The 16,439-nt window shown below is 73.5% G+C and carries 15 protein-coding genes and 1 pseudogene; 6 read left to right on the top strand and 10 right to left on the bottom strand.

What is annotated here, in order from left to right; translation table 11 throughout:
* Window positions 1-121: 121 nt before the first annotated feature.
* From ACFPM7_RS07930 to ACFPM7_RS07920, 3 genes are all read right to left on the bottom strand, one after another.
* Window positions 122-1,390, bottom strand: coding sequence for an MFS transporter (locus tag ACFPM7_RS07930; protein WP_378245464.1), 1,269 nt, complete (start codon window positions 1,388-1,390; stop codon window positions 122-124).
* Window positions 1,391-1,482: 92 nt separating this feature from the next.
* Window positions 1,483-1,914: a MarR family winged helix-turn-helix transcriptional regulator gene (locus ACFPM7_RS07925; protein ID WP_378245462.1), complete on the bottom strand. Its 432-nt coding sequence runs from the start codon at window positions 1,912-1,914 to the stop codon at window positions 1,483-1,485.
* Between the two features lie 48 nt (window positions 1,915-1,962).
* Window positions 1,963-3,525 carry an NCS2 family permease gene (locus ACFPM7_RS07920; protein ID WP_378245460.1) on the bottom strand — a complete coding sequence of 521 codons (1,563 nt, stop codon included), beginning with the start codon at window positions 3,523-3,525 and terminating at the stop codon, window positions 1,963-1,965.
* A gap of 18 nt (window positions 3,526-3,543) precedes the next feature.
* Here ACFPM7_RS07920 and ACFPM7_RS07915 point away from each other — a divergent pair, with 18 nt between their 5' ends.
* Window positions 3,544-3,828 carry a DUF2530 domain-containing protein gene (locus ACFPM7_RS07915; protein ID WP_378245458.1) on the top strand — a complete coding sequence of 95 codons (285 nt, stop codon included), beginning with the start codon at window positions 3,544-3,546 and terminating at the stop codon, window positions 3,826-3,828.
* A gap of 6 nt (window positions 3,829-3,834) precedes the next feature.
* Here the strand turns inward: ACFPM7_RS07915 and ACFPM7_RS07910 are convergent, their stop codons facing one another.
* From ACFPM7_RS07910 to ACFPM7_RS07900, 3 genes are all read right to left on the bottom strand, one after another.
* Entirely contained in the window at window positions 3,835-4,812 is a 978-nt protein-coding gene (locus tag ACFPM7_RS07910; protein WP_378245456.1) for a hypothetical protein, read from the bottom strand.
* A 92-nt stretch (window positions 4,813-4,904) separates the two neighbouring features.
* Window positions 4,905-7,817, bottom strand: a complete 2,913-nt coding sequence (locus ACFPM7_RS07905; RefSeq protein ID WP_378245454.1) for a sacsin N-terminal ATP-binding-like domain-containing protein — start codon at window positions 7,815-7,817, stop codon at window positions 4,905-4,907.
* Window positions 7,814-8,695, bottom strand: coding sequence for a DUF3027 domain-containing protein (locus ACFPM7_RS07900; protein ID WP_378246313.1), 882 nt, complete (start codon window positions 8,693-8,695; stop codon window positions 7,814-7,816). Before ACFPM7_RS07900 ends, ACFPM7_RS07905 begins: the two co-directional genes overlap by 4 nt.
* Before the next feature lie 61 nt (window positions 8,696-8,756).
* Between ACFPM7_RS07900 and ACFPM7_RS07895 the strand changes: the two genes are divergently transcribed.
* From ACFPM7_RS07895 to ACFPM7_RS07885, 3 genes are all read left to right on the top strand, one after another.
* Window positions 8,757-9,527 (top strand): glutaminyl-peptide cyclotransferase, encoded by a 771-nt coding sequence (locus ACFPM7_RS07895; protein WP_378245452.1) that lies wholly within the window; start codon window positions 8,757-8,759, stop codon window positions 9,525-9,527.
* A gap of 75 nt (window positions 9,528-9,602) precedes the next feature.
* Entirely contained in the window at window positions 9,603-11,678 is a 2,076-nt protein-coding gene (locus ACFPM7_RS07890; RefSeq protein WP_378245450.1) for an MFS transporter, read from the top strand.
* An 11-nt stretch (window positions 11,679-11,689) separates the two neighbouring features.
* Window positions 11,690-12,169, top strand: a complete 480-nt coding sequence (locus tag ACFPM7_RS07885; RefSeq protein WP_378245446.1) for a DUF2771 family protein — start codon at window positions 11,690-11,692, stop codon at window positions 12,167-12,169.
* 10 nt (window positions 12,170-12,179) lie between these two features.
* On the opposite strand, the gene ACFPM7_RS07880 is transcribed toward ACFPM7_RS07885, so the two are convergent.
* Entirely contained in the window at window positions 12,180-12,566 is a 387-nt protein-coding gene (locus ACFPM7_RS07880) for a cold-shock protein (protein ID WP_378245444.1), read from the bottom strand.
* Between the two features lie 194 nt (window positions 12,567-12,760).
* Here ACFPM7_RS07880 and ACFPM7_RS07875 point away from each other — a divergent pair, with 194 nt between their 5' ends.
* Window positions 12,761-12,940, top strand: coding sequence for a hypothetical protein (locus ACFPM7_RS07875; protein WP_378245442.1), 180 nt, complete (start codon window positions 12,761-12,763; stop codon window positions 12,938-12,940).
* Here the strand turns inward: ACFPM7_RS07875 and ACFPM7_RS07870 are convergent.
* Both ACFPM7_RS07870 and ACFPM7_RS07865 read right to left on the bottom strand, forming a co-directional pair.
* Window positions 12,937-13,545, bottom strand: a complete 609-nt coding sequence (locus tag ACFPM7_RS07870) for an HAD family hydrolase (RefSeq protein WP_378246311.1) — start codon at window positions 13,543-13,545, stop codon at window positions 12,937-12,939. The two genes, ACFPM7_RS07875 and ACFPM7_RS07870, sit on opposite strands and share 4 nt — an antisense overlap.
* Window positions 13,546-13,564: 19 nt before the next feature.
* The gene (locus ACFPM7_RS07865) at window positions 13,565-15,172 is read right to left on the bottom strand and encodes an AMP-binding protein (RefSeq protein ID WP_378245440.1); all 1,608 of its coding nucleotides are present in this window, start codon (window positions 15,170-15,172) and stop codon (window positions 13,565-13,567) included.
* Between the two features lie 67 nt (window positions 15,173-15,239).
* On the opposite strand from ACFPM7_RS07865, the gene ACFPM7_RS07860 reads away from it, so the two are divergent.
* The gene (locus ACFPM7_RS07860) at window positions 15,240-15,614 is read left to right on the top strand and encodes a YccF domain-containing protein (RefSeq protein WP_378245438.1); all 375 of its coding nucleotides are present in this window, start codon (window positions 15,240-15,242) and stop codon (window positions 15,612-15,614) included.
* Window positions 15,615-15,626: 12 nt separating this feature from the next.
* Here the strand turns inward: ACFPM7_RS07860 and ACFPM7_RS07855 are convergent.
* A pseudogene (locus ACFPM7_RS07855) lies at window positions 15,627-16,421 on the bottom strand (metallophosphoesterase); the annotation flags it as partial.
* Window positions 16,422-16,439 lie beyond the last annotated feature (18 nt).

The raw sequence follows: 16,439 nt of genomic DNA, 5'->3' as shown, positions 1-16,439 counted from the left end.
CTTAGGTTAGCCTTACTTCATTCCCCTCGCAAGCCCCACGATCGGGTGACGCGCACCACTCGCCCCCGAACGCGCGGCGGACCCCTCCCGCACCGGGAGGGGTCCGCCGCGACCAGGGGTTTCAGCGCACGCGCTTGACGCCGTCGCGGCGCAGGACGCGCAGCCGCGTCCAGTTGGCGGGCGAGAGGCGCACGCCGCCTCGGCGCACGAGCACCAGGCCGCAGACGATGGCGGTCAGCGCGGCGACCGCGCCGCCGACGATGAACGGCGAGCGCCCGCCGAACTCGTCGGCGAGCCAGCCCGTCATCGGCGCGCCCAGCGGGTTGCCGCCGACGAAGACCAGCATGTAGAGGCCCATGACCCGCCCGCGCATCTCCGGGGCCGCCGCGAGCTGCACCGTCGAGTTCGCCGCGGTCATGAAGGTCATCAGCGCGAAGCCGACCGGGATCAGGCCGACGGCGAACAGCCCGTAGGAGGGCAGCAGGCCCAGCGCGACCTGGAGCACCCCGAACGCGAGCGCCGAGCCGAGCAGCAGCCGCGTCCTCGGCTGCCCCTTGGAGCTGCGCCGCGCGGCCAGCAGCGCACCGCACAGGGTGCCGACGGCCAGCATCGTGGAGAGCAGGCCGTAGCCGCTGGCATCCTGGTGGAAAACGTTTGCGGCGGCGACGGCGAGGGTCACGAAGAACGTCATGCCGAACGTGCTGACGAAGAACACCATCACCATCACGGTGAGGATGTCCGGGCGTCCGCGCACGTAGCGCAGGCCCTCCACCAGCTGGCCCCGGCGCGCCTTGACCCTCGGCGACGGCCGCAGCTCGCCGACCCGCATGGCGATCAGGCCCGCGATGACCGCGCCGGTCAGCACCGCGTTGGCCAGGAACAGCCAGCCGGTGCCGATCAGGGTGATCATCACGCCGGCGATGGCCGGGCCGACGATCCTGGCGAGGTTGAAGTTGGTCGAGTTGAGCGCCACGGCGTTGGTCAGCTGCCCGCGCCCGACGATCTCCACCACGAACGACTGCCGCACCGGCACCTCGACCGCGGAGAACGCGCCGAGCACCGCGCACAGCACGTACACGTGCCAGAGCTGCACGGCGCCGGTCACGTCCAGCACGCCGAGCACGACCGCGCTCAGCGCCATGCCCGTCTGCACGGCGATCAGCAGCTTGCGCTTGTCCATCCGGTCGGCGAGCACGCCCGCCCACAGCGACAGCAGCAGCGTCGGCAGGAACTGCAGCGCCGCGGCGATGCCGAGGGCGACGGGGTTGTTGTCGGTGAGGACAAGGACCAGCCAGTCCTGGGCGATGCGCTGCATCCAGGTGCCGGTGTTGGACAGCAGCGCGCCCCCGGCGAAGATGCGGTAGTTGCGCACGCGCAGGGACGAGAACATCCCGTCCTGAGTAGACGGAATCGGCGGACTGGGCGGCGGCTGTGCGGGGGTGGCCTTGGACTGCTGCTGCCTGATTCCCGCTTCCGCCGTCACTAGTCCGCTTTACCTGCCATCCTGTCGATGATCTCGGCGGCGCGGTCCAGGATCTCCCGTTCCTCGTCGTCGAGCTCGTTGAGCCGCCGGTCCAGCCACGCCTCGCGCGCGGTGATCTCGCCCTTGATGTGGACGAGGCCGATCTCGGTCAGCGCGACGATCGCCTGCCTGCCGTCGCTGGGGTGCGGCCGCCGCGAGACGTAGCCCATGTCCTCCAGCGCCGCGATCACCCGCGTCATGGACGGGGGCTGCACGCCTTCCTTCGCCGCCAGCTCGCCCGGGGTCAGCGGCCCGCACTTGTGCAGGCACGACAGGGCCGAGATCTGGGTCAGCGAGACGCTCTCGGTGGTGCGCTGGGCGCGGAGCCTCCGATTGAGCCGCACGACGGCGAGCCGCAACTTGCCGGTGAGGGACGATTGCTCCGCGGACACGATCGTTAGCATACCTCACTAAACGGCCCGGGGCCACGGTCGATCAGGTCACAACGCCTGAATCGGACCCATCGCGAAGTAGACGACGAAGGCCGCCGACACGATCCACATCAGCGGGTGCAGGCCCCGGGCGCGCCCGGTGACCAGGCGCAGCACGACATAGCTGACGAAGCCCGCGCCGATGCCGTTGGCGATCGAGTAGGTGAACGGCATGACCACGATGGTCAGGAACGCGGGCAGCGCGATGGTGAAGTCGCTGAAGTCGATCTCGCGGATCTGGGCCATCATCAGCGCGCCGACGACCACCAGCGCGGGGGCGGCGGCCTCGATCGGCACCACCTGGTAGAGCGGGGTGAAGAACATCGCGGCCAGGAACAGCAGGCCGGTCACCACGTTGGCCAGGCCGGTGCGCGCGCCCTCGGCGATGCCGGAGGCGGACTCGATGTAGACGGTGTTCGAGCTGGTCGACGCCGCACCGCCGGCGACCGCGCCGAGGCTGTCGACGAACAGCGCCTTGCCGGTGTTGGGGAGCTTGCCGTCCTTGTCCACGAGCCCGGCTTCCCTGCCCAGACCGGTCATCGTGCCGATGGTGTCGAAGAAGTCGGTCAGCACCAGGGTGAACACCAGCAGTGCCGCGGTCAGCGCGGGCACCCGCCACCACGCGCCGAAGGAGACCTCGCCGAGCAGGGACAGGTCGGGGATGCCGAAGACCTGCTCGGGCAGCGCCGGGTAGCCCAGGTTCCAGCCCTTGGGATTGACGCCCAGCGAGGGGCCCGCGTTGACCAGGGCCTCGATGGCGATGGCCAGGACGGTCCCGACGGCGACGCCGATGAGGATGGCGCCCTTGACCCGCTTGGCCACCAGGATCGAGGTCAGCACCAGCCCGACGACGAACACCAGCGTCGGCCAGGACGCGATCGAGCCGTCGATGCCCAGGCCCACCGGCACGGTGGTGCCCGCCGCGTCCGGGACGCGCCGCACGAACCCGGCGTCGACCAGGCCGATCAGCGCGATGAACAAGCCGATGCCGACCGCGATCGCCGACTTGAGCGCGGCCGGGACGGCGTTGAACACCGCCGTGCGCACGCCGGTGACGACCAGCAGCAGCACCACGATGCCGTTGACCACCACCAGGCCCATGGCTTCCGGCCAGGTCATCTGCGGGGCGATGGACACCGCGACCAGGGTGTTGATGCCCAGGCCGGTGGCCAGCGCGAACGGGAAGTTGGCGACCAGGCCGAACAGGATGGTGATGGCCCCGGCCACCAGCGCCGTCGCCGCGGCCACCTGGTCGACGGGCAGGATGCCGCCGAAGAGGTCGGTGTGCGCGCCGGTGTCGTCGGCGGCGAAGCTGCCGATGATCAGCGGGTTCAGCACGACGATGTAGGCCATCGTCACGAACGTGACCAGCCCGCCGCGCACCTCGCGCCCGACGGTCGACCCGCGCTCGGAGATCTTGAAGAACCGGTCGAGCCCCGACCGGCCCGCGGCGCCCGCCGCCACCGCTCCGCCGTTGCCCTGATCCGCGCCCCGGTCGGTGTCCCGGGCGGTGTCCCGGTCGGCACTCTGGTCGGCACCGCCGCCGGTGGTCCCCGCTGCCTCGTCCGCCATTGCCGTAGCCTCCCAGCTGTGTCTGAACCAGTCGGGCCCGCACCAGCCGCTCCGTTGCGCCCACCGCCGCCGCTGCCGCCCCGGCTGCTGGCGCTCGCGCCGATCGTCCACGTCGGCACCGGGGTCTGGCTGGTGGCGGCCCTCGCGCTGGCCATCGCCCACTACGGCTACAACGCCACCTCCGCGGTGTGGCTGTGGACGTCGGTCGCCGGAGCGGGCTTGGGAATCCTAGGCGCCGGGGTCATCGCCTGGCAGCGCCACGCCGCCGCGCGCGGCAGCCGGGGCGCCCAGAAGGTCGACTGAGCCCGGTCAGGTCCACGGGGCCACCGGGTACCAGGAGATCAGGTCGAGGAACTGCAGCAGCCGGACGTCCCAGTACAGGACCAGGAAGACCCCGGCGCTGACCAGCGACACCGCAGTGATCTTGGCGGTCCTGGTCGGCTCGGCCGACAGCCAGCGCTGCATCCGCGCGCCGAGGAAGTACGTCAGCGCCAGGAACAGCACGGCGAGCACGATGATGTTGCCGATGGACTGGAGGCTGAAGGCGGCCGCCCCGTAGAGCGGGTTGCCGCTCTCGGCGGCGTCGCGGAACATCTGGCGGAACAGCGGGTAGGGCCTGCCGACCAGGAACAGGCCGATCAGCACGCCCATGACGACCATCGGGGCGTTCGGCCACCGGCGGGTGAGCGGGCCGAGGGGGTCGCGGGCGACCCCGGCCGCGGCGAGGCCCAGCCAGAGCATGAACAGGCCGATCAGGCCGTAGACGACCATCGACTGCACCAGGAAACCGGGGATGGTCCCGGGCACCCTGGTCGTGGCGAACTGCGGCATGCCGGTGCCGACCAGCCCGACGAGCGCGCCGTAGACCACCGAGACGGCGAGCATGCCCGCCGACAGCCACCCCAGCGGCGGCAGCGCCCTGCGGACCCGTTCACCGCGGCCTGCGTTGTCCCCGAGCAGCGGCGCCACCGCGCCGAAGGCGGCGATGTTGCACGCGGTGAACGTGCCCGCGAGCCCGGAGACGAACGCGAACAGCGTGCCCGCCAGGACCCCGGTGATCGGCGTGGCCTTGGCGTCGTGGCCCAGGATGGTGTTGGCGACGCTGTCGCCGATGACGTGGTCGACGAACTCCGCCGACCACACCACGGTGAGCAGGAACCCGATCAGCGCGCTGACCGCGATCACCCTGCCCTTGTGGCGCGGGAAGTGCCCGTGGACGAACCCCGCCCTTCGAGCCGGGAGGGCCTGCTCGCCGAGCGCGGGATCGACTGCCTGGTTCTGGGTCATGAGTGATCCCTACCGGCCTGGACCGGAGGCACACAATCGGCTGATTGCGCAGGTCAGCACCGCATGCGGCCGAATGGTCGGCGCCGCTGGGCCTAGCGCAGGTACAGCGCCGGGTCCTCGATCAGCGCGGTGAAGGTGTGCCGCTCGGCCCAGCGGTCGGTGGTCCAGGCCAGGGCGCGGGCCAGCGCCTCCGGGGTGTCGGCGCAGTGCGCGACCCCGGCGTCGGTGACCCACCAGGACACCGGGTGGTCGCCGCCGTCGGTGCGCACGACGAGCTTGTCGTGCACGACCGCGCCGCCGGGCGGGACGGCCTCGCCGAGCAGGTCGCAGGCCGCGGCGACGGCGCCGAGGTCGGCCCACGGCACGTGCTCGCCCGCCGAGACCGGCTCGCCGAGGACCTCCTCGGAGGCCAGCGGCAGGTCGAGCAGGTCGGCCAGGGTCTCGGCGGCGGCGACGTCCGGGCCCGCCGAGATGACCTCGTCCTCGGCCAGCACCGCGAGCAGCCACGGGCCGTCGAGCACGGCGCAGTCGTCGGTGACCGGCCCGGCGACGGTGCGGAACTCCTCGGGCGGGTGCACGTCCTCGACGTCGAAGAGGTCGTCGCGGACCGCGTCGGCCAGGGCGCGGTGGGCGCGCAGGACGACGCCCTGCGGGATGTCGCGCTCGGGGTCGGCCAGGCGGCGCAGCAGGTCCTCGGCGTCCTCGGCGGTGTGCACGGCCAGCTCGGTGCGCACGCCGACGGCGATGAGGATGCGCGGGTCGATGCCGGTGTCGGGCAGCGGGTCGTAGAGGCCCGCCAGAGCGTCGGCGTCGGGCATGCGCCAGGTCGTGGGCGCGGCGCCGTGCAGGCGGGCGTGGCGCCCGACCCACCAGGCCGGGTAGCCGATCGGGTCGACCAGCGCGCGCCAGGTGTCGGGCTCGGTGGCCAGCAGGCGCAGCGCGGTTGGCCAGGCGTCGGCGGCGACCAGGTCGAGGTCGCGGATGCCGACCAGCCGGGTGGGCGGGGTCGGGTAGGAGTCCCACCAGGCGGCCTCGTCGTCGAGGTCGTGGTCGGGGCCGGTCGGGTTCTCGTCCACGACCACGGCGAACGCGTCGAGCACGCCCGCGGCGGTGAGCACGTGCCGGGGCCAGGCGTCGGCGACCTCGGCGGAGAGCACGCCGACGGGCGAGTCCGGGTCGAGCACGTCCAGCAGCGGCGAGCCGGGCACGGCCAGCTCGTCGGCGCGGCGCAGGTCGCCGACGGCGTCGGGCAGCGCGAGCGCGCCCAGCCACGGCCGCGGGTGCGCGCCGGAGTCGCGCAGCAGGCGCAGCACGACCGGGGCCAACCCGCTGACGTCCATCCCGGACTCGTGGTCGTCCACGCTGCGCTCGACGGCCTCCTGGAGGCTGTCGAGCAGGTCGGCCGCGGTGCCGGTGCGCGCGCCGAGCCGATCGAGGATCGGGTGCGCGGCCTCCGGGTGCACCACCCGCAGCGCGCCGACGTCGGCGCGGGAGAGCAGGCCCAGCAGCTCGGGGTCGCCGTCGTAGCGCACCGCGCCGCGCGGTCCGGGCAGGGTGCGGCCGTCGGCCAGCGGGACGGGCAGGCCGCCCAGCTCCTCGCGCGCGGTCGAGTCGGCGTCGGCGACCGGGGCCAGCGCGGTGTAGAGGCGGTGCCACCACGCGGGCGGGTGCGAGGTGCCGGTGATCGCGGCGACGGCCTCGGCCAGGCGCAGGCGCGGCACGTCCAGCGCGGAGAGCGCGCCCGCGTGCGCCGGGTCGGAGAGCGCGCCGTCGGCCAGGTCGGGGATGACCTCGGCGAGCAGGTCGGCCAGGCCGGGGGCGGCGACGTCGAGGACGCGGGCGCGAGCCGGGGTCAGCCAGCCGGACCCGGCGGCGGGCAGCCACTCGGCGCGGCGCAGCGCGGCCAGCACCAGACCGCGCACCCTGTCGTCCACTTCAGACAGCGGGAAGCCGGTGCGGGGCACCAGGGCGGTGCGGCGCTTGGCGGGCAGCTTGGCGATGAGGCCGGGGTAGGCCGCGCCCGCGGCGGCGAGCACCTCGTCGGCGGCGGGGCCGAGCCGGGCGCGGCGGCGGCTGGGCTCGATCGGCACGGTGGCGACCAGGCGCGCGGGCAGCGACATGCGCTCGTCGGTCGGGGTGGGGGCGTGCAGGACGTCCTCGGCCAGCGGGTGCGGCGCGCCGTCGGCGTCCAGCCGCAGCGCCCATGTGACAGTCCACTGAGGACGTTCGCGGGCCTCGACGCCGAGCGTGGCGAGCACGTCGGCCGACAGCTCGCCGGTGGCGCGGTGCACCAGCCACGCCTGCGGCTCGCCGGGGCCGTGGATGGTGAGCCGGTCGTCCTCGTCGGTGCGCTCCCACACCGTGCCCGCGATCTCGACACGGGACAGCGAGGACAGCGCCAGCAGCAGGTCCGGGGCTTCCTCGGCGAAGCGGGCCAGCAGGGCCTCGCCGTCGACGTCGGCGCGCAGCGGCAGGCGGACCTCGGTGGCGAACCCGGCGGGCGGGGCCTCGTCGGTCGGCCACACCAGGCGCAGCACCGGAACCCGGCCGCCGCGCTCGGCGGCCCGCGCGGCCAGGTCGGGGTGGTCGGCGATCGCCGAGGTCGTGTCCGCGGCCGAGAACGCGACGCCGCCGGTCTCCGACACCACGCGCGGGGCGTCGGTCACCGCGAGGACCGCGGCGAAGCCGAGGCCGAACTGGCCGACCCCGCGCTGCTTGGCCGAGGCGCGCAGCGACGACAGCGCCGCCACGCCCTGGGCGTCCAGCGGCCTGCCGGTGTTGGCCGCGCGCAGCTCGCCGTCGACCAGGGTGACCCGCAGCGTGCCGCCGGACCCGGCGGCGTCGGCGGCGTTCTGGGCCAGCTCGACCAGCAGGCGGTCGCGGTAGCCGCCGAGGTAGAGGTCCTCCTCGGCGTTGGCGTCCTCGCGGAAGCGCGTCGGCGAGGACATCCACGCCGCCAGCACCGAGGCGCGCAGGGCCGCGGTCTCGAACGGGTCCCGGCTCACCCTTCGGCGCCGGGTGCCTGCTCGGCGGCCTCGGCGTCGGGGGCCTCCAGCGCGGCGGCGGCGGAGTCGGCGGGCTCGGGCTCGGCGGCGCTGTCGGACCCCGGCTCGGCGGCGCTGTCGGCCTCCGGCTCGGGCTGCGAGACCTCCAGCTGGGCGTCGTCGTAGATCAGGTCGGCGACGAGGACCGGGGAGATCTGCTCGACCTCGGCCTCGGAGTGCGCGCCGCAGCCGTACTCGGCGTGCACGACCCGCGCGTCGGCCGGGGCGATCTCGTTGCCGCAGACGCCGAACGCCGCGCCGAGCAGGCCGGCGACCGGCAGGTAGAAGCCGCAGGTGCCGCAGTGGGCGGGCGCGCCGCGGGCCATGTCGGCGCCGGGACCGAACTCCCCGCCCGTCCAGCGGTCGGCCGCGTCCAGCCTGCCCTCGCGCGACATCACCCGCTTCCTGCCGAGTCCGACCTCCAGCGCCAGGTCCTCGACAGCGGGGTCGTCGGAGGCGGCGTAGCCCGCCACCAGGCGGTAGTCGTCGGCCGCGGTCGGCAGCAGGTCGCCGACGCCGAGGTCGCCCGCGCGGACCCGGTCCTGCCACGGCACCCAGGCGGGCGCGACCAGCGCGGCCGAGCCGGGCAGCAGCACGACCTCGCTGACGGTGACCGGATACCCGGGCGCGCGGGCCACGGTGACCGCCCAGCGCCAGCCCGCGTAGCCGGGCTTGTCCGCATCGAACAGGTGCGTGGCCGCGTGCGCGTCCTCCGCGGTGACGGCGACGTGCGCGCCCACCTCGTCGCCCGCCTCCTCCTGCGCCGCGGCGCGGGCGAGGTCGACGGCCGCGAGCAGCTCGGGGTCGGTCACGTCCTGGGGTGCGGGAGTCGGCGTCATCACCAGGGAGATTGTGCCGCACGCGCTGTGCGCCGCCACGCGCGCGTGCCAGGCTGGTCCGGTGCGCCCGCTCGCCCTGCTCCCGCTCGCCCTGCTGCTCGCCGCCTGCACGTCCGAGCCGCCCGCCCCCGGCGTCGTCGAGCTGCGGGTCGACGTGGTCGCCGAGGTGCCGCACGACCCGACGGCGTTCACCCAGGGCCTGGAACTGGTCGACGGCGTCCTCTACGAGGGCACCGGCCTGGTCGGGCGCTCCGAAGTGCGCGCGACCGACCCCGAGACCGGCGAGGTGCGCGCCCGCACGGCGCTGCCCCACGACATGTTCGGCGAGGGCATCACCGTCGTCGGCGACCGGATCTGGCAGCTGACCTGGCAGCACGGCATCGCCATCGAGCGCGACCGGGAGAGCCTGGCCGAGCTGCGCAGGGTCGGCTACCCCGGCGAGGGCTGGGGGCTGTGCCACGACGGCGGGCGGCTGGTCATGAGCGACGGCAGCGCCACCCTCACCTTCCGCGACCCTGCGACGTTCGAGCCCGTCGGGACCGTGGAGGTGACCGAGGGCGGCGAGCCGCTGCTGCGGCTCAACGAGCTGGAGTGCGTCGACGGGTCGGTGTACGCCAACGTGTGGCAGACCGACCGGATCGTGCGCATCGATCCGGACTCCGGCGCCGTGGTCGCCGCCGCCGACCTCTCCGGTCTGCTCAGCGCCGACGAGCGGGCGGCCACCGACGTCCTCAACGGCATCGCGCACGTGCCGGGGACCGAGGAGTTCCTCGTCACCGGGAAGCTGTGGCCGACGATGTTCCGGGTGCGCTTCGAGCAGGCGGACGGGTAGCCACGGCGGCGGGGCGGAGCGCTATCTCGCACATCCCGCCGGTGTCAAGACCTCGGATACGGCAGGATGGGTGGTGTGATTCGGTCCGGCTCCCCCGATCAGCCCCCGCGCCGCGGCAAGCGCGGGCGCAAGGGCTGGACGGACGCGCCGCAGCCGGAGTGGCGTCCCAGCGAGCCGCCGCCGCGCAAGCGGCCCACCAAGCCCTACGGGCAGGCCGAGGAGCGCCCTGACCACCGGCACGACGAGCCGGAACTGGAGACCTTCGGCGACCGGTACCCGCACGACTACCCGTCCGGCCCGCGGCCCCGGCCGCCGTGGCGGGAGGACGAGCGCTACCCGCGGCGGTACGCCGACCAGCACGAGGACCGTCGGCCGTCGCGGCCCAGGGAGTCGCGGCACTGGAGCGACGGGCCGCCCGCGCGGCGCTGGGACGAGGCCGGGCGCGGCGAGCGCGACCACGGGCCTTCCCACCGGGGGCCTTCCCACCGGGAGCCTTCCCACCGGGAGCCTTCCCACCGGGAGCCGCCGCGCCGCGAGTCCGCCCGCTACGAGCAGCCTCGCTACGACGGCGACCACGGCGACCACGGCAACTACGGCGACTACGAGCCGCGCCGCCGCCCGTCCCGCTACGACGAGGACGGGCACGACGACCACCTCCCCGCCCGCCCCGGCGACCGCGCCGACCCGTCCGATCGGCCGACCGACGAGGTTCCCGGGTCGCCGCGGTACCCCAAGAAGCTGACGGTCACCCGGGTCGCGGCGCTGCGCAGCAAGCAGCTGACCACGCAGGCGGTCACCGCCTTCCGCAAGGCGGCAGGGGCCGACGGCGCGGAGAAGTCCGGGCTGACCGCGCTCACCTACGCCACGATGTTCAACTACGCCAGCGACGCGGCGATGGCCGTCGCGCTGGCCAACACGCTGTTCTTCTCCGCGGCCAGCGGGGAGAGCAAGGGCAAGGTCGCGCTCTACCTGCTGATCACCGTGGCGCCCTTCGCGCTGGTCGCCCCGATCATCGGGCCCGCGCTCGACCGCATCCAGCGCGGGCGCAGGCTGGCCATGTGCGCGGTGTCGGCGGGTCAGGCGCTGATGTGCCTGATCATGGCGCTGAACTTCGAGACGTGGCTGCTCTACCCGGCCGCGCTCGGCAAGATGGTGCTGTCCAAATCGTTCACCGTGCTCAAGGCCGCGGTCACGCCCAGAGTGCTGCCACCGGAGATCACCCTCGCCAAGACCAACGCCCGGCTGACGGTGTTCGGTCTGTTCGCCGGCGGGGTGTTCGGCGCGGTGGCCGTCGGGCTGACCAATCTGTTCGGCTCGCCGGGCGCGCTGTGGTTCACGGTCGTGGTCTGCCTGGTCGGCGCGGCGCAGGCGCTGCGCATCCCGGCGTGGGTCGAGGTCACCGAGGGCGAGGTGCCCGCCTCGATCAAGGCGCACCCCGGCAAGGCGCACCGACAACCCATGGGCAGGCACATCGTCGTCGCCCTGTGGGGCAACGGGACCATCCGGGTGCTCACCGGCTTCCTGATGATGTTCGCCGCGTTCGCCGTGCGCGCCGAGTACGAGGCCGAGGCGTTCCAGCAGGTGCTGCTGCTCGGCGTCATCGCGGGCGCGGCGGGCCTGGGCAGCTTTGTGGGCAACGCCGTCGGCGCGCGGGTGCACGTCGGCAAACCCGAGCAGGTCGTCATCGGCTGCGCCATCGCCGCGCTCACCTCCACGGTCGTGGCGACCTTCGCCGCGGGCATCACCACCGCGGCCATCGTCGGCCTCGTCGGGGCGATCGCCAGCGCGCTGGCCAAGAACAGCCTCGACGCGGTCATCCAGGACGACCTGCCCGAGGCGTCGCGGGCGTCGGCGTTCGGCCGCTCGGAGACGGTGCTCCAGCTCAGCTGGGTGCTCGGCGGCGCGACCGGCGTGCTGCTGCCGCCGATGTGGTGGCTGGGCTTCCTGGTGGTGTCGCTGCTGCTGGGCGTCGGCATCGCGCAGACGCTGCTGTCGCGGCGCGGGCAGTCGCTGATCCCCGGCCTGGGCGGCGAGCGGCCGATCCGGCCCGACCAGACCGGCGCGCTGCCGGTGCAGAAGCCGCCCGCGGGCTGGCGGGCGGCACCACTGCACGAGGGTCCGCCGCCCGGACCCGCCGACCGGGCCCCGTAGGGTCTGGGTCCGTGCGCACGTCCACCAAGCTCCTGGCCGTCCTCGGCGCGGCGCTGGCCGCCCTCGCCGCGGGATGCGGCGCGGTGCCCCCGCCCGAGGTGACCTTCTACGCCGACGGCGCCGCCGTGCGCGCCCACCCGCAGATCCTCTGCGACCTGGCCACGCTGACCTGCGACGAGGACGAGGACGCCGTCGTCACCCTGGACATCCGCCCCGGCTACCCGGTGCAGATCTCGGTGCCGCCGTCGCTGGCCGCCGAGCCGTGGGGCGTGGTGTTCTCCTACCTCGACCGCGACGGCGAGCGCGTCGACGGCAGCAGCAAGCTGTTCGTCCCCGGCCAGTTCAAGCAGTTCGCGTACACGCTGGAACTGCCGAACGAGGGCGACCGGCTCCTCTTCGCCGCCGTGCAGCGCCTGGCGATCGTGCAGGGCGAGACACCCGTCCCCACGGGCTACTGGGTGCTGCAGGCAGGCGAGCCGCCCGCGGCGTAGGCACTTCCGGTTACGGGTCCAGCTCCCGCGCGACGGCGCGGACCACCTCGGCGACCCGCTTGACCACCTTGCGGTCGGGGTAGCGGCCGCGCTGCAGGTCCGGCTGCACCGTCGACTCCAGCATCTTGATCATGTCCTCGACGAGGCCGTGCAGCTCCTCGGCCGGGCGCCTGCGCGCCTCGACCACCGACGGCGGGGCGTCGATCAGCCGCACCGACAGCGCCTGCGGACCGCGGCGGCCGTCGGCCACGCCGAACTCGATGCGCTGGCCCGCTTTGAGCCCGGTGACACCCGCGGGCAGCGCGGAGGCGCGGACGTAGACGTCCTCGCCGCCGTCCTGGGTGACGAACCCGAAGCCCTTCGCCGTGTCGTACCACTTGACCTTGCCGGTCGGCACCGCACTCACCATTCCCTCGTCGTCTTCCCCAACCGCCGTGCGCGGGCGGATCGCCACCCCCGCAAGACGAACGCGTCCTGGGCACCAGCCGGGACGCGTGCTGTCCAGACTAAGCCGGCAGGAGCGCGATCGGCTCGTCCCCCTCCCGGTATCACCGCGCGGGGGCTACGCCCGCAGCGAACTATCCTGCTGGCATGACCGCCCCCCGGACGATGACCGTCGCCGTCGCGCTGTTCGCCATCGGCTTGCTGGCGGTGATCTCCATCTTCGTGCTCGGCGCGCTCGACCGGCAAGCCAGTTGGCTCTGGGCGGTCACCATGGCGCTGCCGATCGGCATGGGCGTCGCCGTCGTGCACGCGGTGCGCAAGCGCTAGCTCTGGGCCAGGAACGCCTTCAGCCAGTCCGGGAATTCGGTCAGGTCGGCCAGGACGACGTCGGCGCCCGCGGCCAGCAGCATGTCCGCGTCGCACGGCCCGGTGGGCACCGCGACGGCGAGCGCGCCCGCCGCCTTGGCCCCCAGCACGTCGCCCTCGTGGTCGCCGACGTAGACCGCCGCGCCGTGCTCGCGCAGCACGTCGCCCTTGGCCGCGGCCCACAAGCCGCCCACGACGACGTCGACCCGCCAGCCGAAGTGCTCGACGTGCAGGCTCGCGTTGGGCCCGTGCTTGCCGGTCACCACCATCGTCCTGCCGCCCAGCGCGTGCACCGCCGCCAGCGCGTCCGCCGCGCCCGGCATCGGCGTCGTGGCCGAGATCACCACCCGCGGGTACAGCTCGCGCCAGCGCGCCACCAGGGCGGGGATGCGCTCCTCGGGGGCCTCGAAGCCGCGCAGCACCTCATCCAGCGGCGGGCCGAGGTTCGCGCCGAAGTGCTCGGCGTCCAGCGGCAGCCCGCTCTCCTCGGCGAGGGTCCGCATCACCGCGACCATGCCGGGCCGGGCGTCGATGAGGGTCATGTCCAGGTCGAAGCCGACCACCAGATCGCGCACACCGCCGAACCTACCCGCGCCCGTCCGCCGGGAGGTCCAGGATGTCCAGGGCGGCGGCGCGCATCTCCACCTTGCGGACCTTGCCGGTGACCGTCATCGGGAACTCATCGACCACGTGCACGTAGCGCGGGATCTTGTAGTGGGCGAGCTTGCCGGAGCAGAACTCGCGCACCGCCTCGGCGGTCAGCGGCTCGGCGTCCGGGCGCATCCGCACCCACGCCATCAGCTCCTCGCCGTAGCGCTGGTCGGGCACGCCGATCACCTGCGCGTCGAGCACGTCGGGGTGGGTGTAGAGGAACTCCTCGACCTCGCGCGGATAGATGTTCTCGCCGCCGCGGATGACCATGTCCTTGATGCGGCCGGTGATGCGCACGTAGCCGTCGTCGTCCATCACCGCGAGGTCGCCGGTGTGCATCCAGCGCGCGGCGTCGATCGCCTCGGCGGTCTTCTCCGGCTCCTCCCAGTAGCCGAGCATCACCGAGTAGCCGCGGGTGCAGAACTCGCCGGGCTCGCCGCGCGCCACGGTGCGCCCGGTCGCCGGGTCGACGATCTTGACCTCCAGGTGCGGGTGCACCCGCCCTACCGTGCCGACGCGGCGCTCCACGGAGTCGTCGGCGCGGGTCTGGGTGGAGACCGGGGAGGTCTCGGTCATGCCGTAGCAGATGGTGACCTCGGTCATGCCCATCCGGTCGATCACCTGCTTCATGATCTCCGCGGGGCACGGCGACCCCGCCATGATCCCGGTGCGCAGCGAGGACAGGTCGTGCTCGCCCAGTTCGGCCAGCATGGCGATGAACATGGTGGGCACGCCGTAGAGGGACGTGCAGCGCTCCCGCTCGCAGGCGCGCAGGCTGGCGACCGGGTCGAAGGCGGGCGCGGGGATCACCATGCACGCGCCGTGCGAGGTGGCCGCGAGGTTGCCCATCACCATGCCGAAGCAGTGGTAGAAGGGCACCGGCAGGCAGATCCGGTCGGCCTCGGTGTAGCCGCACAGCTCGCCGACGAAGTAGCCGTTGTTGAGGATGTTGTGGTGCGACAAGGTCGCGCCCTTGGGGAAGCCGGTCGTGCCCGAGGTGTACTGGATGTTGATCGGGTCGTCGGCGGAGAGCTCGATCGCCGCCAGCGCGGCCGGATCTCCGTCGCGCGGCAGATCGGCGAAGTCGGCGCCGATCAGCACCACATCGCGCAGCGCCGGGCAGGACGGGCGGACCTGCTCGACCATCGCCCGGTAGTCGGAGGTCTTGAACGACTCGGCGGCCACCAGCGTGCGCACGCCCGCCTGGTTGAGCACGTACTCCAGCTCCGAGACCCGGTAGGCGGGGTTGATGTTCACCAGCACCGCGCCGATGCGGGCGGTCGCGTACTGCGTCAGCGTCCACTCGGCGCAGTTGGGCGCCCAGATCCCGACCCGCTCGCCCACACCGACGCCCAGCGCCAGCAGGCCGTGGGCGACCCGGTCGACCTCGGCGGCGAACTCCGCGTAGGTCCAGCGGCGGCCGGTGGCGCACTCCACGAGCGCGTCGCGGTCGGGGTGGCGGGCGGCGGTGGCCGCGAGGTTCGCCGGGATGGTCTCGCCGAGCAGCGCGGCGGTGGAGGTCCCGGATGCGTAGCTGATCATCGGCCGTCCCTTCGCTAAGCGGACCGCGCTCACGCGGGCACCTGCCAGCTTCCTGGACAATGGGGACATGCGCACCCTGCTGAACCTGATCTGGCTGGTCCTGTCCGGCTTCTGGATGTTCCTCGGCTACGTCCTCGCCGGGATCATCTGCTGCGTCCTGATCATCACGATCCCGTTCGGCATCGCGTCGTTCCGGATCGCCAACTACGCGCTGTGGCCCTTCGGCCGCACCATCGAGGTGCACCGCGAGGCGGGCGTGGCCTCAGCCGTCGGCAACGTCGTCTGGATCATCTTCGCGGGCTGGTGGCTGGCCATCGGCCACATCGTCAGCGGCATCGCGCTCTGCGTCACCATCATCGGCATCCCGCTCGGCATCGCCAACTTCAAGATGATCCCGGTCTCGCTCATCCCGCTCGGCTCCCGGATCGTCCCCGCAGGCTGACCCGGCCGGCGCGTCCGGGCCCGGGTCGAGCCGGACCACCAGGCACGGACCGCCGACGAACAGCCCGGCGTCCACCCCCAGGACCTTGCCGCCCGCGTAGGAGTACGGGCCGTCGATGTCGGCGGGCAGGACGCCGAGCTGGTCGGCGATCACGCTGTGCCCGTGCACCACCCGGCTCCCGCCGAGCGCGGCCAGCACCTCGTCGGCGATGTCCTCGCCCTCCGGGCCGCGGAAGGCGTAGCGGGTGGTCATCCGCCGCCACACCTCCCACCACTCGACGATGTCGTCACCGCGCAGCACCTCCTGGATGCCCGCGTTGATCTCCTCGATGCCGGCGCCCCAGGCCAGGTACTCCAAGGTGTCGGAGTGCATGAGCAGGTCCTCGCCCACCAGGGCGAGCACCGGCCGCGACACCAGCCACTCCACGTGCTCGGCGGTCAGGCCGTCCTGGTCGGAGCGCAGGCCGCCGTTCATCTCCCAGCTGCGGGCGAAGCTGCGCGGGCCGAAGTCCGACGGCACCTCGGTCTCGCCGAAGCGGTGCATGCCCAGCAGCAGGATCTCGTGGTTGCCCAGCAGCGTCTCGACTTTGCCGCCCGCCGCCTCCGCCTGCGCGGACAGGCCCATGACCAGGTCGATCACGCCGATGCCGTCCGGGCCGCGGTCCACGAAGTCGCCCAGGAACCACAGGTGCGCCGTCCCGCCCGCCCAGGCGTCGTCCAGGTCGAGCAGGCCGCGTCCGCGCAGCGCGTCGGCCAGCGCGGCGCGGTGGCCGTGCACATCCCCCACCACGTAGGTCGGCCCTGGGATCGGCTGCACGGCACTGAC

It is taken from the genome of Actinokineospora guangxiensis, assembly GCF_042657845.1.
Classification (GTDB): Bacteria; Actinomycetota; Actinomycetes; order Mycobacteriales; family Pseudonocardiaceae; genus Actinokineospora; species Actinokineospora guangxiensis.
Note: the sequence above shows the minus strand (reverse complement) of the source record. Positions and strands in the feature narration are given on the sequence as shown.